Source organism: Streptomyces sp. NBC_00102 (genome assembly GCF_026343115.1).
Taxonomy (GTDB): Bacteria; Actinomycetota; Actinomycetes; order Streptomycetales; family Streptomycetaceae; genus Streptomyces.
In genome coordinates this window covers 60072-87048 of the sequence record NZ_JAPEMC010000001.1, presented here as the reverse complement: position 1 = coordinate 87048, position 26977 = coordinate 60072, and the positions used below count along the sequence as shown (strand labels likewise).

The 26977-nt window shown below is 71.2% G+C and carries 22 protein-coding genes; 7 read left to right on the top strand and 15 right to left on the bottom strand.

The annotated features are described in order from the left end of the window. Positions 1–145: 145 nt before the first annotated feature. The gene (locus OHA55_RS00395; protein ID WP_266701630.1) at positions 146–1312 is read left to right on the top strand and encodes an exonuclease SbcCD subunit D; all 1167 of its coding nucleotides are present in this window, start codon (positions 146–148) and stop codon (positions 1310–1312) included. Further along, positions 1309–4356 (top strand): SMC family ATPase, encoded by a 3048-nt coding sequence (locus tag OHA55_RS00390; RefSeq protein WP_266701628.1) that lies wholly within the window; start codon positions 1309–1311, stop codon positions 4354–4356. Before OHA55_RS00395 ends, OHA55_RS00390 begins: the two co-directional genes overlap by 4 nt. An 86-nt stretch (positions 4357–4442) precedes the next feature. On the opposite strand, the gene OHA55_RS00385 is transcribed toward OHA55_RS00390, so the two are convergent. Then, positions 4443–4889, bottom strand: a complete 447-nt coding sequence (locus OHA55_RS00385) for an Lrp/AsnC family transcriptional regulator (protein WP_266701626.1) — start codon at positions 4887–4889, stop codon at positions 4443–4445. 93 nt (positions 4890–4982) lie between these two features. Between OHA55_RS00385 and OHA55_RS00380 the strand changes: the two genes are divergently transcribed. Beyond that, positions 4983–5492 (top strand): rhodanese-like domain-containing protein, encoded by a 510-nt coding sequence (locus OHA55_RS00380; protein WP_266701624.1) that lies wholly within the window; start codon positions 4983–4985, stop codon positions 5490–5492. Between the two features lie 27 nt (positions 5493–5519). Here the strand turns inward: OHA55_RS00380 and OHA55_RS00375 are convergent, their stop codons facing one another. The 5 genes from OHA55_RS00375 to OHA55_RS00355 all read right to left on the bottom strand — a co-directional run bounded on the left by OHA55_RS00375 (position 5520) and on the right by OHA55_RS00355 (position 13699). Continuing rightward, positions 5520–6392, bottom strand: a complete 873-nt coding sequence (locus OHA55_RS00375) for an ATP-grasp domain-containing protein (RefSeq protein WP_266701622.1) — start codon at positions 6390–6392, stop codon at positions 5520–5522. 308 nt (positions 6393–6700) lie between these two features. Continuing rightward, entirely contained in the window at positions 6701–8392 is a 1692-nt protein-coding gene (locus OHA55_RS00370) for a DUF885 domain-containing protein (protein ID WP_266701620.1), read from the bottom strand. A gap of 410 nt (positions 8393–8802) precedes the next feature. Further along, a complete protein-coding gene (locus OHA55_RS00365) occupies positions 8803–10365 on the bottom strand; it encodes a GNAT family N-acetyltransferase (protein WP_266701618.1) in 1563 nt (520 codons plus the stop codon). A 639-nt stretch (positions 10366–11004) separates the two neighbouring features. Beyond that, positions 11005–12582 (bottom strand): alkaline phosphatase, encoded by a 1578-nt coding sequence (locus tag OHA55_RS00360; RefSeq protein WP_266701617.1) that lies wholly within the window; start codon positions 12580–12582, stop codon positions 11005–11007. Positions 12583–12868: 286 nt separating this feature from the next. Next, positions 12869–13699 (bottom strand): alpha/beta fold hydrolase, encoded by an 831-nt coding sequence (locus OHA55_RS00355; RefSeq protein ID WP_266701616.1) that lies wholly within the window; start codon positions 13697–13699, stop codon positions 12869–12871. A 343-nt stretch (positions 13700–14042) separates the two neighbouring features. Here OHA55_RS00355 and OHA55_RS00350 point away from each other — a divergent pair, with 343 nt between their 5' ends. Further along, the gene (locus OHA55_RS00350; protein WP_266701614.1) at positions 14043–14807 is read left to right on the top strand and encodes a GntR family transcriptional regulator; all 765 of its coding nucleotides are present in this window, start codon (positions 14043–14045) and stop codon (positions 14805–14807) included. Between the two features lie 54 nt (positions 14808–14861). On the opposite strand, the gene OHA55_RS00345 is transcribed toward OHA55_RS00350, so the two are convergent. The 3 genes from OHA55_RS00345 to OHA55_RS00335 all read right to left on the bottom strand — a co-directional run bounded on the left by OHA55_RS00345 (position 14862) and on the right by OHA55_RS00335 (position 18261). After that, positions 14862–16019 (bottom strand): ROK family protein, encoded by a 1158-nt coding sequence (locus OHA55_RS00345; protein WP_266701612.1) that lies wholly within the window; start codon positions 16017–16019, stop codon positions 14862–14864. Between the two features lie 415 nt (positions 16020–16434). Further along, positions 16435–17085, bottom strand: coding sequence for a response regulator transcription factor (locus OHA55_RS00340; RefSeq protein WP_266701610.1), 651 nt, complete (start codon positions 17083–17085; stop codon positions 16435–16437). Positions 17086–17088: 3 nt separating this feature from the next. Then, positions 17089–18261, bottom strand: a complete 1173-nt coding sequence (locus OHA55_RS00335; RefSeq protein WP_266701608.1) for a sensor histidine kinase — start codon at positions 18259–18261, stop codon at positions 17089–17091. 107 nt (positions 18262–18368) lie between these two features. Between OHA55_RS00335 and OHA55_RS00330 the strand changes: the two genes are divergently transcribed. Continuing rightward, complete coding sequence (locus tag OHA55_RS00330; RefSeq protein WP_266701606.1) at positions 18369–19301, top strand: ATP-binding cassette domain-containing protein; 933 nt, start codon at positions 18369–18371, stop codon at positions 19299–19301. A gap of 2 nt (positions 19302–19303) precedes the next feature. Continuing rightward, positions 19304–20047: an ABC transporter permease gene (locus OHA55_RS00325; RefSeq protein WP_266701604.1), complete on the top strand. Its 744-nt coding sequence runs from the start codon at positions 19304–19306 to the stop codon at positions 20045–20047. 53 nt (positions 20048–20100) lie between these two features. Here OHA55_RS00325 and mug read toward each other — a convergent pair whose 3' ends face one another. The 6 genes from mug to OHA55_RS00295 all read right to left on the bottom strand — a co-directional run bounded on the left by mug (position 20101) and on the right by OHA55_RS00295 (position 26557). Then, a complete protein-coding gene (gene mug, locus OHA55_RS00320; protein WP_266701602.1) occupies positions 20101–20658 on the bottom strand; it encodes a G/U mismatch-specific DNA glycosylase in 558 nt (185 codons plus the stop codon). A gap of 22 nt (positions 20659–20680) precedes the next feature. Next, entirely contained in the window at positions 20681–22123 is a 1443-nt protein-coding gene (purB, locus tag OHA55_RS00315; protein WP_266701600.1) for an adenylosuccinate lyase, read from the bottom strand. Positions 22124–22438: 315 nt separating this feature from the next. Beyond that, complete coding sequence (locus OHA55_RS00310; RefSeq protein ID WP_266701599.1) at positions 22439–23287, bottom strand: SGNH/GDSL hydrolase family protein; 849 nt, start codon at positions 23285–23287, stop codon at positions 22439–22441. Positions 23288–23402: 115 nt separating this feature from the next. After that, positions 23403–24422, bottom strand: coding sequence for a hemolysin family protein (locus OHA55_RS00305; protein ID WP_266701597.1), 1020 nt, complete (start codon positions 24420–24422; stop codon positions 23403–23405). Then, positions 24419–25759, bottom strand: a complete 1341-nt coding sequence (locus tag OHA55_RS00300; RefSeq protein ID WP_266701596.1) for a hemolysin family protein — start codon at positions 25757–25759, stop codon at positions 24419–24421. The genes OHA55_RS00305 and OHA55_RS00300 overlap by 4 nt, the downstream gene beginning before the upstream one ends. Positions 25760–26116: 357 nt before the next feature. After that, the gene (locus OHA55_RS00295; RefSeq protein WP_266701595.1) at positions 26117–26557 is read right to left on the bottom strand and encodes a GNAT family N-acetyltransferase; all 441 of its coding nucleotides are present in this window, start codon (positions 26555–26557) and stop codon (positions 26117–26119) included. A 193-nt stretch (positions 26558–26750) separates the two neighbouring features. Between OHA55_RS00295 and OHA55_RS00290 the strand changes: the two genes are divergently transcribed. Beyond that, positions 26751–26966 carry an antitoxin gene (locus tag OHA55_RS00290; protein WP_266701594.1) on the top strand — a complete coding sequence of 72 codons (216 nt, stop codon included), beginning with the start codon at positions 26751–26753 and terminating at the stop codon, positions 26964–26966. Positions 26967–26977 lie beyond the last annotated feature (11 nt).

The following is a 26977-nucleotide window of genomic DNA, read 5'->3' as shown; positions in this document are numbered from 1 at the left end:
CGGTACCGAAGGCGGTCCCACCCCTCACGGCCCGCGCACAGCAGGAGGCCGGCCACCGGGACCGCCCGGACAGGGCGCGGGGCCGTAGCAGGGCGACGGGGCGGAGGACGAGGAACATGCGGACCACGGCGGGCGGAGTGACGCCTTGAGGATGCTCCACACCTCGGACTGGCACCTGGGCCGGTCCTTCCACCGCGTCGCGCTGCTCGACGCCCAGGCCGCGTACCTCGACCACCTCGTCGCCACCGTCCGCGACCGCGAGGTGGACGTTGTCCTCGTCGCCGGCGACGTCTACGACCGGGCCGTGCCGCCGCTCTCCGCCGTCGAGCTCTTCGACTCGGCCCTCCACCGGCTCGCCGCCCTCGGGGTGCCCACCGTCATGATCTCCGGCAACCACGACTCGGCCCGCCGCCTCGGCGTCGGCGCCGGACTCATCGACCGGGCCGGTATTCATCTGCGTACCGACCCCGCCGGCTGCGGCACCCCCGTCGTGCTCACCGACGCCCACGGCGACGTCGTCTGCTACGGACTCCCCTACCTCGAACCCGCCCTCGTGAAGGACTCCCTCGGGGCGGCGAAGGCCGGTCACGAGTCCGTGCTCTCCGCCGCGATGGACAGGGTCCGCTCCGACCTCGCCGGACGCGCGGCCGGCACCCGCTCCGTGGTGCTCGCCCACGCCTTCGTCGCCGGCGGCGAACCCAGCGACAGCGAGCGCGACATCACCGTCGGCGGTGTCTCGGCCGTACCCGCCGGAGTCTTCGACGGCGTCGACTACGTGGCCCTCGGACACTTGCACGGCAGCCAGCGGGTGAGCGAGCGGGTCCGGTACTCCGGCTCCCCCCTCGCGTACTCCTTCTCCGAGGCGGACCACCGCAAGACCATGTGGCTGATCGACCTGGACGCCGACGGGACGGTCACCGGCGAACGCGTCGACTGCCCCGTGCCCCGGCCCCTGGCCCGGCTGCGCGGCCGGCTCGACACACTCCTGGAGGACCCCGCGCTGGAGACCCACCGCGACTCCTGGGTCGAGGCCACCCTCACCGACCCCGTCCGCCCCGCCGACCCCATGGCGCGGCTTTCGACACGCTTCCCGCACACCCTCAGCCTCGTCTTCGACCCCGAACGCGATCCCGAGGACCCCCTCGCCTCGTACGCGCAGCGCCTCAAGGGGCGCGACGACCACCAGATCGCGGAGGACTTCGTGGCACACGTGCGCGGCGGCAGCGGACCCGACGAGGCCGAACGCACCGTACTGCGCGGCGCCTTCGACGACGTACGCGTGGACGACGGGATCCACGAGGTGTCCCGATGAGGCTGCACCGGCTCGTCCTCACCGCCTTCGGCCCCTTCGGCACCACCACCGAGGTCGACTTCGACGCGCTCTCCTCGGCCGGCCTCTTCCTGCTGCACGGTCCCACCGGCGCCGGCAAGACCTCGGTGCTCGACGCCGTCTGCTACGCCCTGTACGGGGCCGTCCCCGGCGCCCGGCAGAGCCCCGGCACCTCGCTGCGCAGCGACCACGCCGACCCCGGCACCCCCACCGAAGTCCTGCTCGAACTGACCGCCGGCGGCCGACGCCTGGAGATCACCCGCGCACCCGCCCAGGCCCGTCCCAAGAAGAAGGGCGACGGGTACACCACCGAGAAGGCCCAGAGCCGGCTGCGCGTCCACGACCCGGAGAAGGGCTGGCAGGCCCTCAGCAAGTCGCACCAGGAGATCGGCGAGGAGATCACCCAGCTGCTCGGAATGAGCCGGGACCAGTTCTGCCAGGTGGTGCTGCTCCCGCAGGGCGACTTCGCGCGGTTCCTGCGCGCCGACGCCGAAGCCCGGGGCAAGCTGCTCGGCCGGCTCTTCGACACCCGCCGGTTCGCCGCCGTCGAGGAGCGCCTCGCCGACCTCCGCCGGGCTGCCGAGTCGCGCGTCAGGGCCGGGGACGAACGCGTACTGGCCAACGCCCAGCGGCTGGCGCAGGCCGCGGGCCCCGCCGCCGAAACGCCCCTGCCGGCCACTCAGCCCGGCGAACCGGGCCTCGCCGAAGGCGTGTTGGGGTGGGCGGCGAACGCGCGCTCCAGCGCATGGGAGCGGCTGGAGATCGCCCGGATCGCCACCGGCGCCGCCGAGATGCGCCGGGCGGCAGCCCGTACCGCGCTGGACGAGGAGCGTGAACTCTCCCGGCTCCAGCAGCGCTTCGCGGAAACCCGCAGGCGCGCGGCCGGCCTGGAGGAAGGACGCGCCGAACACGACCGCCGAGAGGAGCGTCTGACGCGTGCCCGCAAGGCGGACCTGATCGTCCCCGCCCTCGAACTGCGGGACGCCGCCGAGCGCGAGGCCGCCGCCGCGGCTGCCGCCCGCGACCGCTTCCGTACGAAGCTGCCCCCCGAACTCGCCGACGCCCCGGCCGCACGCCTCGCCGAACTGGAACGCCGCTACCGGCAGGAGCTGGGCGGCCTCGACGCCGCCCGCCGCGCCGAGTCCCGCAGTGCCGCCATCGACGCCGAACGGGCCACGCTCGAAGGCGAGTCGGCACAGGATGACGAGACGATCCGCGAGGCGGACGCCTGGCTGTCCGGCTGGGACGACACCCGTGCCGCCCTGGCCGCCGAGGTCGAGGCGGCCCAGGAGGCCGCGACCCGGACGGAACAGTTCGCGGCACGGCTCACGTTCGCCCGCAACCGGCTGGACGCCGCACGGCGCAGGGACACCCTGGCCCGCGAAATCGGCGGCGCCCGCGAGCAGTTGTCCGCCGCCCGGGAGAGCGCGCTCGCCGCCCACGAGCGGTGGCTCGGCCTGCGCGAGCGCCGACTGCGCGACATCGCAGCCGAGTTGTCAGCCCAGCTCGCCGCGGGAGAGCCGTGCGCGGTCTGCGGATCGGCCGAACACCCGGATCCGGCACGGGCGGGAGACGGTCACGTGGACCGCGCTACCGAGGAAGCGGCCCTCACCGCTCACCGGGCCGCCGAACAGGACCGCGACCGGGCCGACCGGGCGCTCGGGCTGCTGACGGAACGCCACACCACCGCGCGCGCCGAGGCGGTCGGCGACACGGCGGGCGCGGCGGCCGCCGGGGGTGCGGCGGCCGACTCCGTGCCCGGCGATCCCTCCGTAGCAGAACTGACCGACCGTGTGGCGGAATTGACCCGTGAGCACGGCGAGGCCCACCGGCTCGCCGCCGGAACGCACCGGGCGCGCGAGAGGCTGGCCGCCGCCGAGCGGGAACACCAGGACCGGCTGGACCAGCGCCGCCACGCCGAACTGCGTGCGGCCGGGAGGGATTCCCGGCGGGAAGACCTCGACCGGGAGCAGGCGGCCCTGGAGACCGAACTCGCCGGTGTGCGCGAGGTGTCGGGCTCCATCGCGGCACACGCCGACCGGCTCACCCGCCGTGCCGCCCTGCTCGCCGAGGCCGCCGACGCCGTACGGGCCGAACAGGGCGCGGTCGAACGGCGTAAGGAAGCCGACGGCCGCCTCTCCGACGCTGCCTTCCGCGCCGGGTTCGACACCCCGCAGGCGGCCGTCGCGACCCTCCTCGACCGTTCCGCCCAACGGCAGTTGCAGAGCAGGATCGACGTCTGGCAGGCCGAGGCGGCCACCGTCGCCGACCGGATGGCGGAGGAGGACGCCCGCGAGGCCGCCCATCGCCCCGCCGCGTCGCCGGAGCGGGCGCGCGAGACGTACGACCGTGCCGAGACCCTGCTGCGCCACGCCTCGTCCGCGCTCTCCGCCGCCCAGGAACGCATCACCGAACTGGACCGCCTGTCCCGCGAAGCCACCAGGGAAGTCCGAGCGCTGGGCCCGCTCCGCGCGGAGTACGAACGGGTCGCCCGTCTCGCCGCGCTCACCGCCGGAACCTCGGCCCACAACGAGCGCAAGATGCGCCTGGAGTCCTACGTGCTCGCCGCCCGCCTGGAGCAGGTGGCCGCCGCAGCCACCGTCCGGCTCCAGCGGATGTCCGCCGGCCGCTACACCCTGGTCCACTCCGACGCCCGCACGGGGGGCCGCCGGGCCGGGCTGGGGCTGCACGTCGTCGACGCCTGGACGGGCCGGGAACGCGATACCGCGACCCTCTCCGGCGGTGAGACCTTCTTCGCCTCCCTCGCCCTCGCACTGGGCCTCGCCGACGTGGTGACCGACGAGGCCGGCGGGACGCGGCTGGACACCCTCTTCATCGACGAGGGCTTCGGCAGCCTGGACGAGCAGACCCTCGACGAGGTGCTCGACGTCCTGGACTCCCTCCGAGAGCGGGACCGCAGTGTCGGCATCGTCAGCCACGTGGCCGATCTGCGGCGCCGGGTTCCCGTGCAGCTCGAAGTCGTGAAGGAGCGGCAGGGATCGACGGTCCGCCACCGGCTGGGCTGACCGGCGGAGTACCTCACGGGGTGCCCGGCAGGGGGACGACGGCCTCCGGGATCGCCCGTACGGTCCGGGCGGACCGGGGAGCCGCCTCAGCGCTCGATCGGGCGCCGGGGGAGCGGGGAGGAGTACACCACGCTGGTGGTCACCGACCCCAGGCCGCTGATGCGCCCGTTCACCTCCTCGAGGTGCCGCATGGAACGCGCGGTCACCTTCAGGACGAAGCAGTCGTCCCCGGTGGTGTGGTGGGCCTCGATGATCTCCGGCGTGGTGGCGAGGAGGTCATGGAACGGCTTGTAGTTGCCGGTGGGGTAGCGCAGGCGTACGAAGGCGAGGATCGGCAGCCCGAGGCGTTCCGGGGCGACCACCGCGCTGTACCCGCTGATCACGCCGAGCTCCTCCAGCCGCCGGACGCGCTCGGTCACCGCGCTGGGGGACATGGCCACGGCCCGGGCCAGTTCGGCGAAGCTGGCGCGGCCGTCGCGCTGCAGGACCTCGAGAATGCGCCAGTCGGTGGCATCCGGTGAATAGTCGGTCATGGGGCCAGACAACAGGGGAATCCCCGGCCGATCAAGCACAGCGCCATGGTTCGTGCCTTCTGGGGAGTCCGTGGCCCGCCTAGATTTGGCCCCATGAACACGACTTCACACCATGCCGGGCTGCCCGCGACCGCTCTCTCCGGCCACCCGGTCCTGCGGGTGCCGCCCGCCCCTCCGGCCGCCGCCGCGGCCTACTTCGCCGCCTCCCTCGCCTTCCACGCCGACGTCTCCGACGTCGCCGCAGCCCTTGAGCTCGACGCGGGGCCCGGTATGACGGTCCTGGACTGCCGCTCCACGGCCTCCTGGGACCAGGGGCACATCCCGGGCGCGGTGCACCTCCCCACCGCGCGGATACCCGAGCAGGCCGCCCGGCTGCTCGACCCCGCGGTCCCCGTCGTCACCTACTGCTGGGGACCCGGCTGCGACGGGGCCACCCGGGCCGCCCTCGCCCTCGCCCGGCTCGGCTACCAGGTCAAGGAGATGCGGGGCGGATTCGAGTACTGGGTGCGCGAGGGCTTCGGCTTCGAAACCTCGCGGGGGGCCGAGCGGCGCGACCCCGACCCGCTCACCGTTCCGGTGGCGGACGCGGACTGCGGCTGCTGAGGGCGGGGGAGCGGTGGTCGGGGCCCGTCACGTGTCGCGCAGCGCCTCCAGCAGGAGCCTCGCGTCGGTGCCGGACGGGAGGCCGCTCACCTGTCCGTCACCCACCTCGATCACCCGCCACACACCGTCCTCACGCAGAGCCAGGTCGGTGGTCACCAGCCGGCAGCCGAGCCCGCGTACGGCCTCGCCGACGGGCCCCAGCTCCGGAACCGGCCGGTCGCCCGGAGTGTCCGGATGGGCGGTCACCAGTACGGGTTCCCCGTCGACCCACCACACCCGCGCCTCGCCGCCCGGGACGAACCGCTCGTACGCACGCACCACCACTCCTCCCGCGAGATGCTCGCCCTGCAGGTCGACCATCCGCGCGACGACCGCCGAGAGCGTCTCCGAGTCGTTCAGCTCGGGCACGAAGCAAGCCTCGTGCCATTCGTGCTTACGGGACTTCACGAAGTCCTTGACGATCCCGGGTCCCCCGCCGAGCGGCTGTGCGAGGACGGACCAGAACCCACCGTCCCTCGGCACGGCAGTCGGAGCCGTGACGGAGACCGGATACCAGACGCTGCGCGGGGTCAGGCTCACGAACGTGTCGTACCAGCCCGGGAGTTCATGGGCGGTCCGGTACGCGGCCGCGTCCGTGAGCAGCGAGGCGCCCCGCTCCGCCAGCGCCCGGTCCAGCTCGGTGTAGTGCCGCACGGGGATCATCCAGCCGCGGTACCAGTACGCCCCCGAGCCGCGCGGGACCCGGGCGACTGCTGCCACCGCGTCGCCCGCCAGCAGCGCGTCATGGTCGAGCAGCGCGATGGCCGCGCCCATCTCCCGTGCGGCTGACGCCTCTTCGGTGAACGCGGGGTCCGGACGGCCCGGGCGCAACGGGTCGGCGCAGAGGAGGAAACCGGGCATGGGCGGAGCCTTCGGTCGACGTGCGTGGTTCGAGCGGTGCTGCCGACCGTAGCGGAACGCGTCTGTCGGGCACACGGGGCAGCGTGAGGTGGCGCCGGCAACCGCCGGGTGCGTGCCGGCCGGTGCGTACGGGCCGGGTGAGTACGGGCCGGGTGGGTACGGGCCGGGTGGGTACGGGCCGGTCCGTACCGGCCCGGCCCGGCCGGAGGGCGTTGCCGCCGCCCGGCCGGACCGGTGCGATTCCGGCGGACGCGCCCGGTCGGGGTCCCGCGCCGGACGAATGCCGTACGGTGCGGAACGGTCCGGCATCAGAGCTTGGAGAGCTCCTCGACGAGATCGTCCAGGCCCAGCGACCCCTGCGACAGGGCCGCCATGTGCCAGGCCTTGAGGTCGAAGGCGTCCCCGTGGGCCGCGCGGGCGTTCTCCCGTCCGAGCAGCCAGGCGCGCTCGCCGAGCTTGTAGCCGATCGCCTGACCGGGCATGGAGAGGTAGCGGGTCAGCTCGCTCTCCACGAAGTCCGCCGGGCGGCCGCTGTGGGCGCCGAAGAACTCCTCCGCCAGCTCCGGGGTCCACCGCTCGCCCGGGTGGAACGCCGACTCCGCCGGAATCTCCAGCTCCAGGTGCATGCCGATGTCCACGATGACCCTGCAGGCACGCATCATCTGGGCGTCCAGGTACCCGAGCCGCCGTTCGGCGTCCGGCAGGAAGCCCAGCTCGTCCATGAGCCGCTCCGCGTAGAGCGCCCAGCCCTCGGCGTTGGCGCTGACCTGGCCGACGGATGCCTGGTAGCGGGAGAGCGAAGAGGCGACATGGGTCCACTGGGCGATCTGCAGGTGGTGACCGGGAACGCCCTCGTGGTACCAGGTGGACACCAAGTCGTAAACGGGGAAGCGGGTTTCACCCATCGTCGGCAGCCAGGTGCGGCCCGGGCGGGAGAAGTCCTCGGAGGGGCCGGTGTAGTAAGGGGCCGCCGCGCCTCCGGGCGGAGCGATCCGCGACTCCACCTTCCGTACCCGCTCGGCGAGTTCGAAATGCGTGCCGTCCAGCGCCTCGATGGCCTCGTCCATCAGGCCCTGAAGCCACTTCTGGACCTCGTCCACGCCCTCGATGTGCTTGCCGTGGACGTCGAGGTGCGCGAGCGCCTCCCACGGTCCGGCCCCGGGGAGGATCTTCGTGGCCTCGGACTTCATCTCGGTGAGCAGGCGGTGGTATTCGGACCAGCCGTACGCGTACGCCTCGTCCAGGTCCAGGTCGGTGCCGTTGAAATAACGCGACCAGCGGGCGTACCGCTCACGGCCGACAGTGTCGGGCGAACCCTCGATCGCGGGGGCGTACACCTCGGTCATCCAGTCGCGCAGGGACACCAGCGCCTCGGTGGCGACGCGGGCGGCACCGTCCAGCTCCTCGCGGAGCGCGTCGGGGCCGGGCGCGACGAAGTCCGCGAAGAACCCGGCTCCCTGGCCGTCGCCGCCGGTCCAGGCTGTCAGCTGCTCGACGAACGTCGCGGTGGGACGGGGGCCGCCGTAGAGCTTGCGTTCGAGGCCGAGAGCGAGCGAGGCGCGGTAACCCGCGAGCGCGTCCGGAACGGCCTTCAGCCGGTCGGCGATCGCTGCCCAGTCCTCGTCGGTCTGGGTGGGCGTCACCGTGAAGATCTCGCGGACACTGTGGGCCGGGGAGTGCAGATTGGAGACGGCCCGCAGGTGCTCGTCCGCCTCGTGCACGGCGAGTTCGGCGTTGAGCCGCTCGCGCAACAGCCTGCCGCAACGGCGTTCGGCGTCGCTGTCGGCGCCCGGGAGAAGCTCCGCGGCATCCAGTTTCACCAGCGTGGCACGTGCGAGATCGGCCACCGCGGCCTGGCCCTCGGGCGAGAAGTCGGGCAGGCTGCGTGAACTCGCCGGGACACCCAGATAGGTACCCAGGATGGGGTCGAGATCGATGATTGCGTCGACGTAGGCGTCGGCGACCTGACGGGGCAGCGCGCTGCTCGAAGTGTCTGACATGCGGACATCCTCGTACGGGAAGCGGCTTTTCGTCACCCTGCTCCTGTCCGCGACCGGAAGCGGGCCTCTGGTACTGCGTGCGGAGCCGCCCCGAACGCGCCGTATTCCTGCGGCGCGGGACCCCGTCCGTACCGCGGGGGCGCGCAGGAGCCATGGAAGGGATTGGCCGGATCAGGTCCACAGCGGGGTGCGTTCTCGCCGAGTGCCCCGGTCGCCCCAGGAGCCCCGATCACCCCAGACATCCGGCGCCCCAGACGTCCCCGGCGCCCAGACATCCCTGGCGCCCCAGACATCCCTGGCCTCCGGCACCTCTCCGGCCGGTACCCCGGGAGGGTTCGCGGGCCGGGGAACGCGGCTGCCCCGGACCGTCAGGGGGCGGGGCAGCCGTCCGTCCAAGCCTTCCGCAGTCCTCAGCGGCGGGACTCCCAGGCCCATTCGGCCGGGTCGATCCAGTGCGGTGCCATGAGCGGTTCGACGGAGGAACCCGATCCGTTCGGGGCGGCAGGGTCCGCGGCGTCCGTACGCTCTGCCGGGCCGGTGCCGTCCGCTTCCGCCACCGACCCGGTGTCCGCCGACGAGGAGGTGACCGTGCTGGAGCGCCGGGAAGCCAGACGTGCCGTGATCACCAGGGTGCCCTCCTCGATCTGGTAGTCGAGAGGCAGCCCGAGACCGCGCATCGCGGCGACCATGCCGGTGTTGTTGGCCTGGGTGACGGCGTAGACCGAGTCGCAACCGGCCTCGGCGGCCAGACCGACCAGCCGACGCAGGAGCTCGGAGCCGACGCCCCGCCGCTGCCAGTCGTCCTCGACCAGAAGGGCGACCTCGGTCTCGTCCCCGTCCCAGAGCAGGTGGCCGAGGGCGACGATCCGTCCCGAGTCGGTCCGCACCGAGAGGGTCCGGCCGAAGCGCGGGCTGAGCAGGTGGTCGAGGTAGCGGTCGGCGTCGGCGACGGGACCGTGGTAGCGGAGCCCCAGGGTGCGCGGGGAGCAGCGGTCGTGCATGTCGCGTGCGGCGGCGAGGTCGCTCTGGTCCGCGCGGCGCACAGTTATCTCGGGGCCCTCGGCGAGCGTGAGGACGTCCTCGCTGCGCGGCACGCGGGGGCCGAGACGCGCGTCGAGTTCGACCAGGGCGCGAGCCCGGGCGAACTCGGTGGGGGTGAAAGGCAGGTAGGGACGCTCTACGGTGATCACACCGCCCGAGGGGTCACGCAGCCGCATGACCGTCTCCTCCAGCACGCCCTCCACGGGGGTGCCATCACCGGCGATCCGGCCCGTCACGGTTACCGCCGGCAGTGAGTGGATGGTGCACCGGCCCAGCAACTGGCGCAGTGCGAGAGGGAGCTCCGCCGCATCCAGCGCGGTGCGGGTGGCCAGCCCCAGGACCCGCGTCGGGGTGTCCACCAGATCGTGGGCGTCGGCCCGCTCGATCCAGGTGGACGAACCGCCGGCGGCGGACACCTCGCGGGTGAGCTCGGAGGCGCTGAGCGACGAGGGGGCGCGCAGCGAGAACTCGTCGACGGTGCCGTCCGCGAGCGGGTGCGTCTGGAGGGTCAGGATGTCGATACGGAGACGGGCGAGCGCGATGCACAGCGCCGCCAGGCTTCCGGGCGTGTCCTGCACCGTCGTCCGCATCCGCCACAGCACCGTCTCGTCGAGTGCGGGCGAGGCCTCGAAGGACAGGTTCAGTCCGAGCTCGGCGCCATAACCGACGGGTGTCCCGCCGGATACGGAGTCGCCGCCCTCGGGCGGTGGGGCGTGGCTGTGCCTCCGTGCCCACCAGGTGTGGAAGGTGGCGGTGGCGGTCAGCGCTACCGCCGAGGCGGCGAGCAGATACGGGCCGTCGGGCTGGTGCCCGATCAGGTTCGCGACGACGTCGGCCACGGCCACCGCGGTGAACAGGGCCGCGAGCTCGATCAGGTCCCGGCGCCAGTGGTGGGGGCGGCGGGCGGACTTACCGGAAGTCACATCAGTCATGACTTCACTGTGACCGAATGGTGTTGCCTGATCACGAACGCCCTGTGACCGATGGGTTAAGTATGGATCTAGTCGCCTTTCGTCGCTTTTCGGGCGCTGCCTGGGTGGAATTGTCGGACATGGGATCCCGATCGGGCCCCTTGCGTCGGTCAGGGGACGGGAGCGTCCTGCCCCTGCGGGCTGCGGGCTGCGGGCTGCGGGCTTCCCGGCTGTGGGCTGCGGACCGTGGGTCGGTGAGGTGTGGCGGGCCGCAGGTGCGCGGCGGGGTTGCGGGTGGCTCCGTCGAGCCGGGGAGGGCGGGAGTCCGCCGGGCCGAGGAGGTTACGCCCGGCCCTCGCCTCCGCCCGGTGCCCATCCGTACCCCGTACACGGCCACCAGGCGAGCGGCATGCCTCACCCGCATCGTACTGCCGCCCTGTGGAGTTCAGTCCTCAGTCCTCGGGCCGCAGTCCTCGGGCCTCGGGCCTCGGGCCGCAGTCCGCAGTCCGCAGTCCTCGGGCCGGAGGGGCGACGCCCCTGCCGCGCCCATCGTGCCCGGACCTTTCGCACGGAGAACTGTCCGTGCGGAAGGTCCGTGCGTGGCCGGCGCCCCGCCTCCGCCCCCGTGCCCGATTCAGTTCGGAGACAGTACGCGGCCGCTCACTGACCCGTGAGGCCCGGCTGAAGCACCTTGGTGAACAGGACCTTTCCACCCTGCTGTCGCAGACGTACCGTCAACTCCCCGCTCTCTCCGTCGATGTCGACCTCACCGAAGAGCGGCGGCATTTCCATGGGGGACTGATTGGACAGGACGGGCGCCTTGACGAAGACCCGGTCCGGGCCGAACGTTCCGTCCAGTGCGCTCGCCGGGAAGGCTCCGGCGGCCAGCGGGCCGGAGACGAACTCCCAGAACGGCGCGAAGTCCTTGAAGGCCGCACGCTCGGGAAGGTAGTGCTGCGCCGAGGTGTGGTGGACGTCCGTCGTCAGCCAGACGGTCCCCGTGATACGACGGTGCTTGATGTACCTCAGCAGCTCGGCGATCTGGAGTTCCCGTCCGAGCGGGGCGCCCGGGTCGCCCTGGGCGACCGCTTCGAAGTCCGTGGCGCCGTCGGGCACGACGAGCCCGAGCGGCATGTCGGCCGCGATCACCTTCCACACGGCGCGCGACCGGGCGAGCTCGCCCTTGAGCCACTCGAGCTGCTCGGCGCCGAGGATTCCCGTGGTGTCGTCGGCCTGCCGGTCGGGCGAGTTGGCGTTGCGGAAGGAGCGCATGTCGAGCACGAACACGTCGAGCAGAGGACCGTGACGTACCACCCGGTGCATACGGCCCTCGCCCGGAGCGGCGCGGAGGGTGGAGACGGGAAGGTACTCGCGATAGGCCCGCACCGAACGTGCCGCCAGTACGTCCACGTTCTTCTCCGTGTAGCGCACATCGTCGAGAATCTGCCCGGGGTACCAGTTGTTGCGCACCTCGTGGTCGTCCCACTGGACGATCGACGGCACCTGGGAGTTGAACTTCCTTACGTTCGCATCCAGCAGGTTGTAGCGGAAGTTGCCCCGGTACTCGGCGAGGGTCTCGGCGACCTTCGACTTCTCCAAGGTCGTGACGTTGTGCCAGATCCGGCCGTCGGGAAGGGAGACGCTCGGCTCGATGACACCGTCCGCGTAGATGTTGTCGCCGCTGCAGAGGAAGAAGTCGGGGTTGAGATCCCGCATCTCCTCGTACACGGTGTAGCCCCCGATGTCGGGGTTGATGCCCCAGCCCTGCCCGGCGATGTCGCCGGACCAGAGGAACCGCGCTCCGGCGCGCCGTTTCGCCGGAGCGGTACGGAAGGTTCCGTACACCGGGCGGCCGGTGCGACGCGGATCGTCCGGGTCGGCCAGGGTCACCCGGTAGTGGATCTGCTCGCCGGCCGGGAGGCCGTGCAGAGGCGTTGTTCCGGTGAAGTCCGTTCCCGCGCCGACCAGCGGACCATGCCAGAGGCGGGGTGCGCGGAAGGACTCCGTGGCCGACGTCTCGACGAGCATCCGGGCCGCCCGGTCCGAACGCACCCAGACCAACGCGGTGGAGGCCGTGACATCCCCGACCTGGACACCCCACTCGGCCGACGGGCGCCCCGACCGCGCGAAGGCGGGTGCGCCGACGACGGCCGGCAGCCCGACGGCCGCCGACGCGAGGAGCGAACCGCGCAGTACGGTCCGGCGGCCGGGGGAGAGGATGTGCGGACGGTTCGTCATCGATGCGCCTCCGGGAAACGGGTTGGGTGTACGGCGGTGCGCGTCCGAAAGCCCCGGCGCGCGCAGGACCATGCCTAACGCGCGCCAGAGGCGCCCGCCCCAACCCGAGGTGAACAACGGCTCCGTGGCGCGGAGCGCTTCCCCGGGCCGGCTCCCGGCCACCCCCGGCTCCCGCGGCTCCCCGGCTCCCCTGGCCGGTCGGCCTGCCCCCGGCCCACCCCGGCTTCCCCGGCCGGTCGGCCTGCCTCGGCCTCCCGGCCTTGCTGGCTCCTCGGCCCCGGTTTCTTCAGCGACTGGTGTCGAGAATGACCCGGGACACGAGGGCGGGATCGTCGTTCATCGGAACATGACCGCATCCGGGCAGCCGCACCAGTCGTGCGCCGGGGATGACACGTTTGGCCCGGACGCCCTGGCGGCGAGGCAGCAGAACGTCGCGACTTCCCCAAGCCACGGTGACCGGGATGCCCGGCACGTCGGAGGTGAAGGAGGCGTCCCGGCCGGCTTCGAGCGTCCCTTCGAAGCCCGCCGCGCTCCGGAGCGCCAGGGTCTCCGCGACGACCGCTTCCGGCGACCGGCGACCGGGCCTGGCGCAGATGGTGCTGGTGAGGGCGGCGCGACCTGCCGTGCTCCGCGAGAGACGTTCGATCAGCGGAACCGGCAGCGACCGGGCGCCCCGGCGCATCGCCCACAGTGTGCCGAACGCGTACCGCCGCTCCGGCCCGTTCCAGAAACCGGCCGGGGACAGCGCCGTGACCGACCGGGCGCGACCGGTGCGCCCGAGCTCCAGCGCGAGCAGACCACCGAGCGAGTTGCCCGCCACGTGCGGGCGTTCGACGCCGAGCGCGGAGCAGAAGGCCGTCAGTGCCCCGGCCACCGTCGGTACGTCGTACGCCACACCGTCCGGGAGGCCGGCCGACTCACCGAAGCCCGGCAAGTCCACGCTGATCACGTCACGTTCACCCGACAGAATCCGGACCACCGGATCCCATGCCTGCCGGTGATGCCCTATGCCATGGAGCAACAGCAGCGGCTGACCGGATCCGGTCCGCGCGTACGCCAAGGAGAGAGTCCTCGGCCCCGCCGAGGTGCCGAACGTGAACGATGCCGTGCCGGTCATGGCCGCTCCCTGATGTGGACGAAGCCTTCCGGACCAACAACTACCGCTCGGTAGCTTCCGGTTCAAGAGGTGCGTGCGTCCCGGTCGGCAGGGAGAGAAGGGCCGCCGCCCGTGCGAGGGGTCCGCGTCCGAAGTGGTGTGACGCCGTCATCCACCGGTATCCCGGGCCTCGTACCACGAACGTCCTGTGAACGCTCTGTGCCGGAAGCCCGATTCGCGGCATCCCGGGGCAAGGATTGGTCTTGACCAAGTCGGTGAGCCGTCCTATGGTCCTTACGTTAAGGAAAGAACCTTTAATAAATGTTGTCGCGGAAAAGGCCGCTGGGCGATTGCGGAGGACAGGGTGGGGACCACGCAGCTGGAAACGGTGCAGGAGCCGAAGTACTGGCACCTGAGGACCGTGCTCAGTGAGGCACTCGACTCGGACTTCGCGGTGGGTGAGATCCTGCCGAACGAGCGGGACCTCGCCGCCCGGTTCGGAGTCGCACGGGCCACGCTCCGGCAGGCACTGGAGCAGCTCGAACTCGAAGGCAGACTGCAGCGTCGGCGCGGCGTGGGCACCACCGTCGCTCCGCCCAGAGTGGGAGTCGCGGTCTCCACGGCTCAGCAGGAGTGGACGGGAGCGGTGGCCGACGAGGCATGGCAGCCCGTCGAGTGCACCCGGGGCGTGGCCCCCGCGGCGGTCGCCGCGGCACTCGGGCTGGAGACCGGCGAAGCGGTGCACGTGATCCGCCGGATCAGGGTCACCCACGGTCAGCCGGTGGCGGCGGAACTGCTGTACGTGCCGTCCGCGTCCGTTCCCGACCTGTCCGCGATCGAGACCTCCACGGGACCCGCTCGCGTCCGCGGGGTGCTGCGCGAGCTGCACAGGCTCGGGCTCCAAGGGCAGGACCGGTCGGTCGAACTCGGTTCGGCCAGCGCGGACGACTCCAAGGAACTCGACCGGCTGCCCGGCGCCCCCGTGCTGGTCGTCACCACGCGCTACTTCGCCGCAGGCGGCACCGCCGCGGTCTCCGTCGCCACTTACCGTGCCGACACCTGCCGACTGACCTTCGGGGACTCCGGTGCGCTGGAGATCAGCCACGAGCAGGAGCGCCAGGCATCCTGAACACCCTCGCCCCATGACTCCGGGCGACTCTGCGGACCCGACGGCCCGCCGCGATCAGCGGCGGGCCGTCACCGTTCCCTCCACGGCGAACAACTGCTCCTCCACGTGGTCCAGCGCCAGCCGAAGGGCCCCCGTCGCGACAGCGGCCTCCCCGAGCATGGACAGGGCCACCCGGGGCGGGCGCAGACAGTAACGCGAGAGCTCGTTCCGCAGCGGGTCCAGCACCCCGTCGAGCCCCGCCGCCCAGCCGCCGACCACCACTATCTCAGGGTCGAGAGCCAGTACGAGTGCGGCCACGTCGTGCACCAGCCGCTGGATGAACCGCTCGACCGCCTCCTGGGCACGGCTGTCGCCCTGCCTGGCCTTCGTGAACACCGCTGCCACCGCCGGTTCGTCCAGCGGGTCGAGCGGTGTGTCGGTGGTGGACAGCAGGTGCTCCGGCGTGACCTCCCTGCCCAGCAGGTGGAGTGCGCCGATCTCTCCGGCGGCTCCGCCGTACCCCCGGTGCAACCGTCCCCCTATCAGGGAACCCGCCCCGGGGCTCAGCCCGGCCAGGACGAAGACGACGTCGTCCGATTCGGTCGCGGCACCCTTCCAATGCTCCGCCACGGCGGCCGTATTGGCGTCGTTCTCCACCAGGACCGGGCAGCGGAACGAGCGGCGAAGCCGCTCCCCGAGCGGGAGCCCCGTCCAGCCGGGAAGTGCCGTGCCCAGCCGGACCGTGCCATCGGCCTCCACGATCCCCGGGCTTCCGACCCCCACGGCGCGCAAGCTGCTTCTGGCCACACCCGTACGACGCAACAGGTCGGCGATCATGGCTCGGACCTGATCGAGCCGGTCGTCCGCCGCCGCCGTCTCGGAGACCGCCCGCTGACCCGCCCCGATGATCCTGCCGTCGAGTCCGGACAAGAGGGCGGACACCCGGTGCGGGCCGATCTCGATGCCCAGCAGATGGCCCGCCTCGGCGCGGAAACGGAACCGCCGGGCGGGGCGGCCCTGGCGCCGCGTCTCTCCCTCGTCGGGCAGCGCTTCCACGACCAGACCGGCCTCGAACAGCCCTTCGACGACCCCTTCGACCGTTGGCCGGGAAAGGCCGGTTATCCGAGTCAGGTCGGAGAGCGTCGGGAGTTCCGCTCCACGCAGGGCGTGCAGTACCACGGCGGAATTGATCCGCCGCAGCAACGACGGGTCTCCACCGGTCAGCCGCCCCACGTGTTTCCTCCTCACGCCCCCTGTGTCTGCCGGATGGTACTCGGTGGGCTGAGGCTCCGCGAACGCCGCCGGGGGCAGAACGGTTTCTGATAATGCCAGGTCGCACGGTGGCTCCCCTTCCGGTACCTGTAACCCACGGTTCACTCGGTTCGCGGGACCCGTGTGGCCGGATCACGTCGCCCCGTACGCGCTCTCGGGTCAGGCCCGCGCGGCGAACCCCGCGGAGCGCTCCACGGCCCCGTATCGGCGGGCAACCTGCTTCAGCGGGCAACGTCCGGCGCCGGACAGCGTTTCGCCCCTGGGTGCCTGGGTGCCTGGGTGCCTGGGTGCCTGGGTGCCTGGGTGCCTGGAGTGGCGGCGGCCGAGGGGGCTGGAGGTGAGGGTGCCGGGAGTGCTCCCGGCACGCGCTTCTCACTCAGCCAGGGACGACGAATCCCGACTCGTACGCCGTGATGACGGCCTGAGTCCGGTCCCTGGTCCCAAGCTTGGCCAGCAACGCACTGACATGGGTCTTCACTGTCTCGGCGCCCACCACCAGCTTGGCGGCGATCTCCGCGTTCGACAGCCCTCGGCACATCAATCGGAGCACCGCCTCCTCCCGGTCGGTCAGGGCGGCTCGCTCCACCAACGCGCGTGCCCTGTTCGTCCCGTACTCGGAGGCCAGCCGGCGTACGGCCGCGGGGAAGAGCAATGACTCGCCTTCCGCCACCAGCCGAACGGCATTCACGATCTCCATCGGCCGGGCACGTTTGAGCAGGAACCCGTCCGCACCGGCGCGAAGCGCCTCGTACACGTACTCGTCGTTCTCGAACGTCGTCACCACCAGGATCTTCGGTGGTTCAGTCAGTGTGCGAAGCAGTAGCCGGGTGGTCTCTATGCCGTCCATCAGGGGCATTCGCACGTCCATGGCGACCACGTCCGGCCTCAGTTGCCGGACCAGAGGGAGCACTGCCGCGCCGTCTGCCGCCTCTCCCACCACCGCGATGTCCGGCTGAGACTCCAGCACCGCCCGCAAGCCTGTCCGCACGAGGGGTTCGTCGTCGACGAGTAGAACGTTCACCGACATGGGTCATCCTCTCTGCTGGAGCGGAAGTCGGACGTGGACCTGCCATTCTCCCTCGCGCGGTCCGGCTCTTGCGCTCCCGCCCAGCAGCTTCGCCCGTTCTCGCATCCCCTGCAGTCCATGGCCTCCGGCCGGGCGGAGGACGGCTTCCGCCAGAGGATTCCGTACGTCGAGTTCCAGATGGTGCTCGTCGATGGCGATGCGCACGCGGACGGGGACCCGGCCCGCGTGACGCAGCGCGTTGGTGAGCGACTCCTGCAGGATGCGGTACCCCTCCCGGGACAGAGGGGCGGGCAGGCGGTCGACATGACCGGCCACCTCGGCGTCCACGTCGACCCCCGATCCTCGGGCGGAGTCCAGCAGTTGCTCGACCGCGATCAGCGTCGGCCGCCGGTCGGTGGAGGCTCCCGGCTCACGCAGCACGCGGAGTACCCGTTCCAGGTCGTCGAGTGCCGCGCGACACGTCTCTTCGATTGCGACGAGCGCGCGCCGGGTGAACTCCGGATCCCCCGCAGTGCGTGCGGCACCCGCTTGCACCACCGAGACCGTGAGTGCGTGGCCGATGGAGTCGTGGAGTTCGCGTGCGATGCGGTTGCGCTCCAGAAGCTGTTCCGTGAGTTCCTCCAGCGCCGCTACGCGCTCCGCCCTCGATGGCCCCAGCAGCCGGCGGGCGACCGCCGTGGAGAGCCGCCCGCACAGAACGACGAGCACGAGCAGCAGGAGGAGGGGGAGTGGCGTGAGCGCCGCGTACCAGGGCCGGGGTTCGACCAGGTGAAATATGCCCTTACTGCTCGTGCCGCCGCTGGTGGCGGCACGAGCCAGCTCGATCGCCATGAGAGGCAGCCAGACGGTGGCGGTACCTACGACGATGGAGAGCAGGAGGCGCAGTTCGAGCCAGAGCACGGTCCGCCATTTCTCACCCCAGGACTTGGCGGAAGCGACGGAGATGGTGGCGTCGGCCCGGCCACGCTCGCGCGGAGTGAGCAGCAACTGCGCCTGGACACCCTCTCTCGTACGCGTCACCGGGAGGAGCCCCAGGGGCACCGCGAGCAGCGCGAGCTGCCACGGCAGGCCCGGCTCGATGAAGAGCCACACGCTGACGAGAGTCATCGGAACGACGAGATGGACCCAGCGGCTGTAAGTCACCGGCTCGGCGAGTGGGGCGAGTAGACGGCGCATGTGGCAATGGTGGCAGTGCCTCTCCGGCTGTACCTCCCCCGCACGGGGGAGAGGATTCCCACGGTCGGGGGAGGCGGCCGTGGGGCCGCCCGCAGCAGGCTGAGTTCATGACCAGCATTGAAGTGCAGCAGCTCACGAAGGACTACGGAGCCACCCGTGCGGTGGACCGGCTGGCCTTCCGTGCGGAGGCCGGACGTGTCACCGGCTTCCTCGGACCCAATGGTGCCGGGAAGTCCACCACCATGCGCTTGATTCTCGGCCTGGACCGCCCGTCCGGCGGCACGGCGACCGTGGGCGGACGGGCCTACGCCACACTCGACAATCCGTTGCGCGTGGTCGGTTCACTGCTCGACGCCGGAGCCGCCCACGGATCGCGCACCGCACACGCCCATGTGCTCGCCCTCGCCGTGAGCAATGGCATCCCGCGCCGAAGGGTCGACACCACGCTGGAGGAAGCCGGCCTTGCCGCGGTGGCCGGGCGGCGTATCAGGACCTTCTCACTCGGTATGCGCCAACGGCTGGGCATAGCCGCGGCGCTGCTCGGAGATCCTGCCGTGGTGATGCTGGACGAGCCGTCCAACGGACTCGACCCCGAGGGGATCATCTGGATTCGCGAGCTGATGAAGCGGCTTGCCCGGGAGGGCCGCACGGTTCTGGTGTCCAGCCATCTGATGAGCGAGACCGCAGCCTTCGCCGACCATCTGATCATTCTGGGTGCGGGAAGGCTTCTCACCGACATGCCGATGGAGGAGTTCCTCGCGTCGCGCAGCCGTCCCAGGGTGCGGCTTCGCGAGGCCGAGGGAGGAAGGCTCCTCGACCTTCTGATCCGTGGGGGATACGAGACCAGGGACGCCGGTGATGGGGCGTTCTGGATCGAGGGAGCCCGCACCAGGGAGATCGGGGCGCTGGCAGCGGCCCAGCAGATTCCTCTCCTGGAGCTCGTGGAGGAGCGGACCACTTTGGAACGGGCATATCTCGACCTCACGGCGGACGTTGCCGAGTTCGCCGCCACACCCCCCGGCTCACCCGAGGAGGCATGATCATGTCGCATCCAGCGGTCGCGGCTCTTCGCTCGGAGTGGATCAAGACACGGTCCGTGCGCGCGGTCCAGGGCTCTCTGAGCGCGGTGATCGCGGTCACGGTGGTCGTCTCCGTGCTGTACTCCGCCACGATCGGGCAGAGCGAGATCAACCAGCCCGACGCCGATCCGGTACTCAACGCTTTTTACCCGCTGAACTTCGGTCAGATCGCGGCCATTGCCTTCGGCGCCACCGCGCTCTCCTCCGAGTTCGCCGGCGGAGCTTTGAGGGTCTCTCTGTCGGCGGTGCCGCGCCGTCACCTCTTCTACGCCTCGAAGATGGTGGTCGTGGGTCTGTCCGCATGGACAGCGGGGGAGGCGGCCGGCCTTGTCGGCTTTCTGTCGGGTCAGCTGTTCATGGGGGAGTTCGCCATCGGCTTGGGGCACCCAGGGGCGCTGCGAGCGGTGCTGGGCAGCGGTGTCTACCTCGCGCTCATGGCCCTGTTCGCAGCAGGCCTCACGGCGTTGCTCCGCAGCGCGGTCGCGGTGATGAGCATCCTCATACCGTTCATTCTGATCGTCTCGTTCGTCGTGGGGGACGTGTCCGCAGGAGTGGCCGACTTCATGCCCGACAGGGCGGGTCAGGCGATATTCCACCAGAACCCGACGGGCAGCCTCGGCCCTTGGAGTGGGCTGGCGGTGACCGCAGCCTGGAGTGCCGCCGCGTTGCTCGCCGGCTGGTGGGCGATACGTACCCGGGACGTCTGACCCGATCCCTCGCGCGGCGACACGGTCACGACGACACGCCTGGCGACGATGGATCAGCCGCCACCCGCCGCCGCGGCCTCTTCCACCGCCACGCGGAGACGGGCGTACTCCTCGGCCATCGAGCCTACGGTCCAATGGGCGTTGAGACCGCTGGGGTTGGGAAGTGCCCAGACGCGGGCACCGCCGATGGTCCGTTCCTGCGGGCCGATGTGGGCGTGGCGCTCCCCGAAGGCCGTTCGATAGGCCGTCACCCCGACGACCGCCAGCCACTGAGGCCGAAGACGTTCGGCTTTCTCGACCAGGATCCGTCCGCCCGCGCGGTACTCCTCGGCGGTCAGCTCATCCGCACGGGCGGTGGCCCGAGCGACGACATTGGTGATCCCGAGACCGTAGGAGGGAAGTTCACCCTGTTCGGCCGGAGAGAGTCTGCGGGGGGTGAAGCCGGAAAGGTGGAGTACCGGCCAGAAGCGGTTTCCCGGGTGTGCGAAGTGATGGCCGGTGACGGCGGTCATGAGGCTGGGGTTGATGCCGCAGAACAGCACTCGCAAGCCGCCCGCGATCACATCGGGGACGATGCGGTCGCTGGCGGCTGCCAACTCTTCGGGTGTCACAGGAGAGGAACGGCGCAGCTGGTCAGAGAATCGAACCAGGGGTGTACCCGGCGGCTGCGGGGTGTTCCTTGACGATGGCCTCGATCCTGTTGACCACCGTGGTGACCTGGTCGCCGGCGGCACCCGTGAACGACAGCTTGTCCGCCATCAGAGCGTCCAACTGCTCACGGCCGAGAGGGATGCGCTCGTCCGCCGCCAGCTTGTCCAGAAGTTCGTTGCGCTCCGCGCCCTGCTCCCGCATCGCGAGGGCCGAAGCCACCGCGTTCTCCTTGATCGCCTCGTGCGCGACCTCACGGCCCACACCGGCCCGTACCGCGCCCATGAGGACCTTGGTGGTCGCCAGGAACGGCAGGTAGCGGTCGAGTTCACGCGCCACGACGGCGGGGAAGGCGCCGAACTCGTCCAGGACGGTCAAGAAGGTCTCCAGCAGGCCGTCGAAGGCGAAGAAGGCGTCCGGCAGCGCCACCCGGCGTACCACCGAGCAGGAGACGTCGCCCTCGTTCCACTGGTCGCCGGCCAGCTCGCCGGTCATCGAGGCGTAGCCGCGCAGGATGACCATGAGGCCGTTGACGCGCTCGCAGGAACGGGTGTTCATCTTGTGAGGCATCGCGGACGAGCCGACCTGGCCGGGCTTGAAGCCCTCCGTCACCAGTTCGTGCCCCGCCATGAGGCGAATCGTCTTGGAGATCGACGAAGGGGCGGCTGCCAGCTGGACGAGAGCGGTCACCACGTCGTAGTCGAGGGAGCGCGGGTAGACCTGACCGACCGAGGTGAAGGCGTTCGCGAAGCCCAGGTGGCCTGCGATGCGCCGCTCCAGATCCGCGAGCTTGGCGGTGTCGCCGCCCAGCAGGTCCAGCATGTCCTGCGCGGTGCCGACCGGGCCCTTGATGCCGCGGAGGGGGTAGCGGCCGAGCAGCTCCTCCAGACGCCCGTAGGCGACGAGCAGTTCGTCGGCGCCGGTCGCGAAGCGCTTGCCGAGCGTGGTGGCCTGGGCGGCCACGTTGTGGGAGCGGCCTGCCATGACCAGCTCGCGGTACTCGCCCGCGAGCTTGCCGAGTCGCGCCAGAACCGCCACCGTGCGGTCACGCATGAGCTCCAGCGAGAGGCGGATCTGGAGCTGCTCGACGTTCTCGGTGAGGTCACGAGAAGTCATGCCCTTGTGGACCTGCTCGTGCCCGGCGAGAGCGTTGAACTCTTCGATTCGGGCCTTCACGTCGTGGCGGGTGACCTTCTCGCGCTCGGCGATGGAGGCCAGGTCGACCTGGTCGAGAACACGCTCGTAGTCGGCGAGCGCCGCGTCCGGTACCTCGATCCCGAGGTCCTTCTGAGCGCGCAGCACCGCCAGCCACAGCTGACGCTCCAGCTTCACCTTCTGCTCGGGGGACCAGAGAACGGCCAGCTCCGTGGAGGCGTAGCGGCCGGCAAGGACATTGGGGATGCGAGGCTTCGCAGACACAGCAGTCACGTGAAGGGATTCTACTGGCGATTTGTGCAGGCCAGCGCCCGGCCCCGGTTTGTGCCTTGCTACGAGACCGGCGTCACTGCGAGGTGGGTGTACGGGTGGAGGCGGTCCTCCGGGACGCGTCGTGCGGTTCCGGACGGGAGGCTCCGAGCGGGGCCTCGTGCCCAGGACCGGACCGATCGAATGCCCGGAGCGCCCACAGGCCCCGCGCCCCTGCGTGTGTTCCCTGGCAGGTTCCGCGATCCGTCGGAGTCCCCACCGGCCCCGCGCCCCTTCGCGCGGTTCCCGGCAGATCCCGTGATCGGTCGCGTGTGGCCCTCAAGCGTCCCGCGACGCGTCGTCACGGCGCCACGAGGTCACCGGGCCCGGGTCGGCGGGGTTTGCCGGGGTGATCCAGAAGGCCCGGCCCGAGGCAGGGTCGAACTGGGCGCCGGAGCGGCCGTCGCCCGACGACCTGCCGGTGAGCCGGCGCCCGATCCAGGGCGCCAGGTGCTGCCTGGCGAAGCGGACGTCCTCGATCCGCCGGGTACCCCAGCGGACCCGCGCCGCCGCTCCCATGGGGTTTCGCCAGTCGCTCTCGGCAGGCAGCCCCAGCGTCTGCCAGACCGCCTCGGCGACCCTGCGATGTCCCTCCGCGGTCAGGTGGAGCCGGTCGATGTCCCACAACCGGGGATCGCCCAGCGACGGCGCCCCGTAGAGATCGGCGACGACGGCGCCGTGCCGGCCGGCGAGGTCGTCCACCAGCGCGAACAGTTCTTCCATGCGAGGGCGGAAGCGGTCCAACACCGGGCCGTTCCGTCCCGGGCTGCGCATCAGCACGAGCGTCTTGCACGACGGCGCGAGGCGCTCCACCGCTTCTTCGAGACGCCCCCGCACCATGCCCATGTCGCACTTGGGACGGAGGGTGTCGTTGAGGCCGCCGACGAGGGTCACCACATCCGCCTGCAGCGCCGCGGCGGACTCCACCTGCTCGTCGACGATCTGGCCGATGAGCTTGCCCCGGACGGCCAGGTTGGCGTACCGGAAGCCGGGGGAGCGAGCCGCCAGCCTGGAGGCGAGAACATCGGCCCAGCCCCGGTACGTACCGTCCGGCAGAAGGTCCGACATGCCCTCCGTGAACGAGTCACCGACCGCGACGAAACTGGTGTAAGTGGCATTCATTTCCATGGCTCAGTGATCGTATCGCGGAGCCCGGAGCCCGGAGCCCGGAGCCCGGAGCCCGGAGCCCGGAGCCGCCGGATCCGGCCGCCTGCCGACCTGACCCGGCGGCGGCGCGATCCGGTCAGCCGGACCGCGGCCGTCCGACCAGCTCGCGCAGCACGTCCTCCATGGTGACCGTGCCGACCAGCCGGTCGTCGTCGTCCAGCACCGCCGCGAGGTGCGTACGGCTGCGCCGGAGTGCGGTCAGCACGTCGTCGAGCGGGGCCGCCGCCCGTACTCGGGCGATGGGGCGCATCGCGGAGACCGGGAACGGCACGTCGCGCGGGGCGGCGTCCAGGGCGTCCTTCACGTGGAGATAGCCGAGTATCCGCTGCTCGCCGTCCATCACGGGGAAGCGCGAGTACCCGGATTCGGCCGACAGCCGCTCCAACTCCTCGGGTGTCGTACCCACGCGGGTGAAAACCGTCTGGTCGATCGGCATGGCGACGTCCCGGACAGGGCGACTGCCCAGCTCCAGCGCGTGCCGCAGCCGCTCGGCCGACCGGTCGTCCACCAGCCCGGCGTCTCCGGAGTCCCTGACCAGCAGTGCCAGCTGGTCGTCCGAGAAGGTCGCGGAGACCTCGTTCTTGGTCTCCACCCGCAGGAGCTTCAACAGCAGGTTCGCGAACGCGTTGATCGCGAAGATCACCGGGCGCAGCCCTCTGGCCAGGGCCACCAGCGGCGGGCCGAGGAGCAGCGCACCCTTCGCCGGGTCGGCCAGCGCGACGTTCTTGGGAACCATTTCGCCGAGGAGCATGTGGAGATAGGTCGCCACCGTCAGCGCGATGACGAACGACAGCGGGTGCACCAGGCCGTGGGGCACCCCGACCGCGTCGAACACGGGCTCCAGCAGATGAGCGATGGCCGGTTCGGCGACGATGCCCAGCACCAGGGTGCACAAGGTGATGCCGAGCTGGGCCGCCGCGAGCAGCGCCGAGACGTGTTCCAGCCCCCACAGCACGCTGCGGGCCCGACGGTCGCCGGCTTCGGCGGCCGGCTCGATCTGGCTCCGGCGTACCGAGATGAGGGCGAACTCCGCGCCCACGAAGAAGGCGTTCACGACCAGTGTCAGCAGTCCGATGAAGAGCTGGAGAACGGTCATCGGGCATCCTCCGTCATGGGGTCCTCGCCGGGGAGCGGCGCGTGCAGCAGGGCGCGTGCGGCGCGCCGCCCGGAAGCGTCCACGACGTCGATCCGCCATCCGGCCAGTTCCACGCTGTCCCCTTCCCGGGGGATGCGGCCGACCATGTTGGCGATGAGCCCGGCGAGGGTTTCGTACGGACCGTCCGGAGCGCGCAGGCCGATCGTACGGAGCTGGTCGGTGCGCGCCGCGCCGTCGGCCGACCACAGGGTGCGGCCGTCGGCGTCCTCCCCCGAGGGAGCCAGGTCGGGCGTCTCGTGGGGGTCGTGCTCGTCCCGAACTTCGCCGACGACCTCCTCGACGATGTCCTCCAGGGTCACCACACCGGCCGTGCCGCCGTATTCGTCGATGACGACGGCCATGGCGAGCTTGCGGCCGGAGAGACGGTCGAGCAGCTTGTCGACGCCGAGCGTCTCGGGCACGAGAAGGGGTTCGCGCAGCAGGTCGGAGACGCTCTTGCGGGGCCGTTGGTCCGCGGGCACCGCGAGGACGTCCTTGATGTGCGCGACGCCCACGACCGTGTCCAGGCTGCCGCGGTAGACCGGGAAGCGGGACAGTCCGGTCGCCCGGGTCGCGTTCGCCACGTCCTCGGCGGTCGCCTGCAGGTCCAGCGCGGTGACCTGGACCCGTGGCGTCATGACGTTCTCCGCGGTGAGCTCGGCCAGGTTGAGGGTGCGGACGAACAGTTCGGCGGTGTCCGCCTCCAGTGCCCCCTCCTTCGCGGAGTGACGTGCGAGAGCCGCCAGTTCCTGCGGACTCCTCGCGGAGGCCAGCTCCTCGGCCGGTTCGAGGCCGAAGCGGCGCAGGATGCGGTTGGCGGTGTTGTTGAGATGGCTGATGAAAGGACGGAAGACCGCGGTGAAGACCCGCTGCGGTGTGGCGACGGCCTTGGCTACCTTCAGGGGCGAGGAGATCGCCCAGTTCTTGGGGACGAGTTCACCCACCACCATCAGGACCACCGTGGACAGGGCGGTACCGATGACCAGCGCCACCGACCGCGACAGGCTGGGGGAGAGCCCGATCGCCACCAGCGGTCCGCGGATGAGCTTGGCGATCGACGATTCGGACAGCATGCCGACCACCAGGTTGGTGACGGTGATGCCGAGCTGAGCTCCCGAGAGCTGGAAAGTAAGGCTGCGGACGGCCTTGAGGGCACCGGCCGCGCCGCGCTCCCCCCGCTCCACGGCTCGTTCGAGGTCGCCGCGCTCCACGGTCGTCAGGGAGAACTCGGCAGCGACGAAGGCGCCGCAGGCGATCGAGAGCAGCACGGCCACGAGCAGCAGAAGCACTTCGGTCATCGGTTCACCTCCGTCCCATGATCGGGCAGCGGTCGGAGGATCGCGCGATGTCCGTGACACCGGCGGGTTCGGCTACTGGGAGGCTCGCCCATGGGCGGACGCTCACACCTTTCTCGGCAGGGGATCGAATACACCGATCGCTGGACTGATGGCCGTCTCGGAACCCGGCCGCAGTACTGGATCACTGCAATCGCGCGATCACTGTGGCGATCGAATAGAAGGACATAGTAAAGGATCGGCAAAGTGTCGTGGTCGGGTCCCGGCCCGGCCCGAACCGCCCCACCTCCCGGACCGTGAGCCGGACCTGTACCCGGAGCCTGCTCCGCCCTGGCCCCGTTCCTTCTCGCGCCGGGGTTGTCAGCGGGGCAGGGGCTTCACCCAGCGGCTCCATTGGGACTCCCTTTCGTACCCCGCCGCGCGCCAGGCATGCCGGGCGCGCTCGTTCGCGTCGAGGACCATCGCGTCCCCGCGCCGGCCGCCGAGGCTTACGAACCGTTCCTCCGCGGCCGAAAGCAGTGCGGTGGCCACACCGCGCCGGCGCTGCTCAGGGTGGACGGCGAGCCGGTAGAGATGGCAGCGCCAGCCGTCGAACCCGGCGATCACCGTCCCCGCGAGCCGGCCGTCGCGTTCCGCGAGAAGGAGGCAATCGGGGTCCCGTGCCACCAGCCGCGCGATGCCGTCCAGGTCGTCGCTGATGCTCGTCCCCTCGGCGGCCTCCTTCCAGAAGGCGAGGACTTCGTCCAGGTCGGCAGGGGTGGCGGCGCGTATCGACAGGTCGCTCTTCGAAAGATCACTCATGCGCGCATCCCACCATCGGCGAGCGGCGGCAGTCGAGCGGAATTCACGGCTCGGCCGCAGTCGGACGGGCGGCCGAGCCGCGGCCCTGGCGCGGCGCGGGTCCGGCGCCGCGCGCGGTCGGCCGTCCGGCCCGGAGCGGGGGCGCTGCCCGGTCCCCTTGCCCGGGCGGACCGGGCGAGGCTAGCTTGGGGAAATGCCCAGAACCCAGTTGAACTCCCGGGTGGACCAGGCCGTCGCAGCCGAGGCCGCAGGACAAGGGCGGGCGACCGTGACCCGCTCCCTGGCGGAGCGCGCGGAACCCGACAGGGAGGACGCGGGCCGCGCCTTCGTCGAAGCGGCCGCCGACTTCATGCGGCGGTACGAATCGGTCTTCGCCGAGGAATTCGGTACGGAGCGCGTCGCGCACTGAGTGCGCCGGCC

Bases quoted from the DNA above. Each gene is read 5' to 3' on its own strand.
- OHA55_RS00380 (WP_266701624.1), top strand. From the start codon at position 4,983: ATGAACACGACTTCACACCATGCCGGGCTGCCCGCGACCGCTCTCTCC.
- OHA55_RS00335 (WP_266701608.1), bottom strand. From the start codon at position 18,261: ATGCGCCGTCTACTCGCCCCACTCGCCGAGCCGGTGACTTACAGCCGC.
- OHA55_RS00390 (WP_266701628.1), top strand. From the start codon at position 1,309: ATGAGGCTGCACCGGCTCGTCCTCACCGCCTTCGGCCCCTTCGGCACC.
- OHA55_RS00290 (WP_266701594.1), top strand. From the start codon at position 26,751: ATGCCCAGAACCCAGTTGAACTCCCGGGTGGACCAGGCCGTCGCAGCC.
- OHA55_RS00325 (WP_266701604.1), top strand. From the start codon at position 19,304: ATGTCGCATCCAGCGGTCGCGGCTCTTCGCTCGGAGTGGATCAAGACA.
- OHA55_RS00360 (WP_266701617.1), bottom strand. From the start codon at position 12,582: ATGACGAACCGTCCGCACATCCTCTCCCCCGGCCGCCGGACCGTACTG.
- OHA55_RS00295 (WP_266701595.1), bottom strand. From the start codon at position 26,557: ATGAGTGATCTTTCGAAGAGCGACCTGTCGATACGCGCCGCCACCCCT.
- OHA55_RS00305 (WP_266701597.1), bottom strand. From the start codon at position 24,422: ATGACCGTTCTCCAGCTCTTCATCGGACTGCTGACACTGGTCGTGAAC.
- OHA55_RS00385 (WP_266701626.1), bottom strand. From the start codon at position 4,889: ATGACCGACTATTCACCGGATGCCACCGACTGGCGCATTCTCGAGGTC.
- OHA55_RS00300 (WP_266701596.1), bottom strand. From the start codon at position 25,759: ATGACCGAAGTGCTTCTGCTGCTCGTGGCCGTGCTGCTCTCGATCGCC.
- OHA55_RS00370 (WP_266701620.1), bottom strand. From the start codon at position 8,392: ATGTCAGACACTTCGAGCAGCGCGCTGCCCCGTCAGGTCGCCGACGCC.
- OHA55_RS00330 (WP_266701606.1), top strand. From the start codon at position 18,369: ATGACCAGCATTGAAGTGCAGCAGCTCACGAAGGACTACGGAGCCACC.
- OHA55_RS00375 (WP_266701622.1), bottom strand. From the start codon at position 6,392: ATGCCCGGTTTCCTCCTCTGCGCCGACCCGTTGCGCCCGGGCCGTCCG.
- OHA55_RS00310 (WP_266701599.1), bottom strand. From the start codon at position 23,287: ATGGAAATGAATGCCACTTACACCAGTTTCGTCGCGGTCGGTGACTCG.
- OHA55_RS00355 (WP_266701616.1), bottom strand. From the start codon at position 13,699: ATGACCGGCACGGCATCGTTCACGTTCGGCACCTCGGCGGGGCCGAGG.
- OHA55_RS00365 (WP_266701618.1), bottom strand. From the start codon at position 10,365: ATGACTGATGTGACTTCCGGTAAGTCCGCCCGCCGCCCCCACCACTGG.
- OHA55_RS00340 (WP_266701610.1), bottom strand. From the start codon at position 17,085: ATGTCGGTGAACGTTCTACTCGTCGACGACGAACCCCTCGTGCGGACA.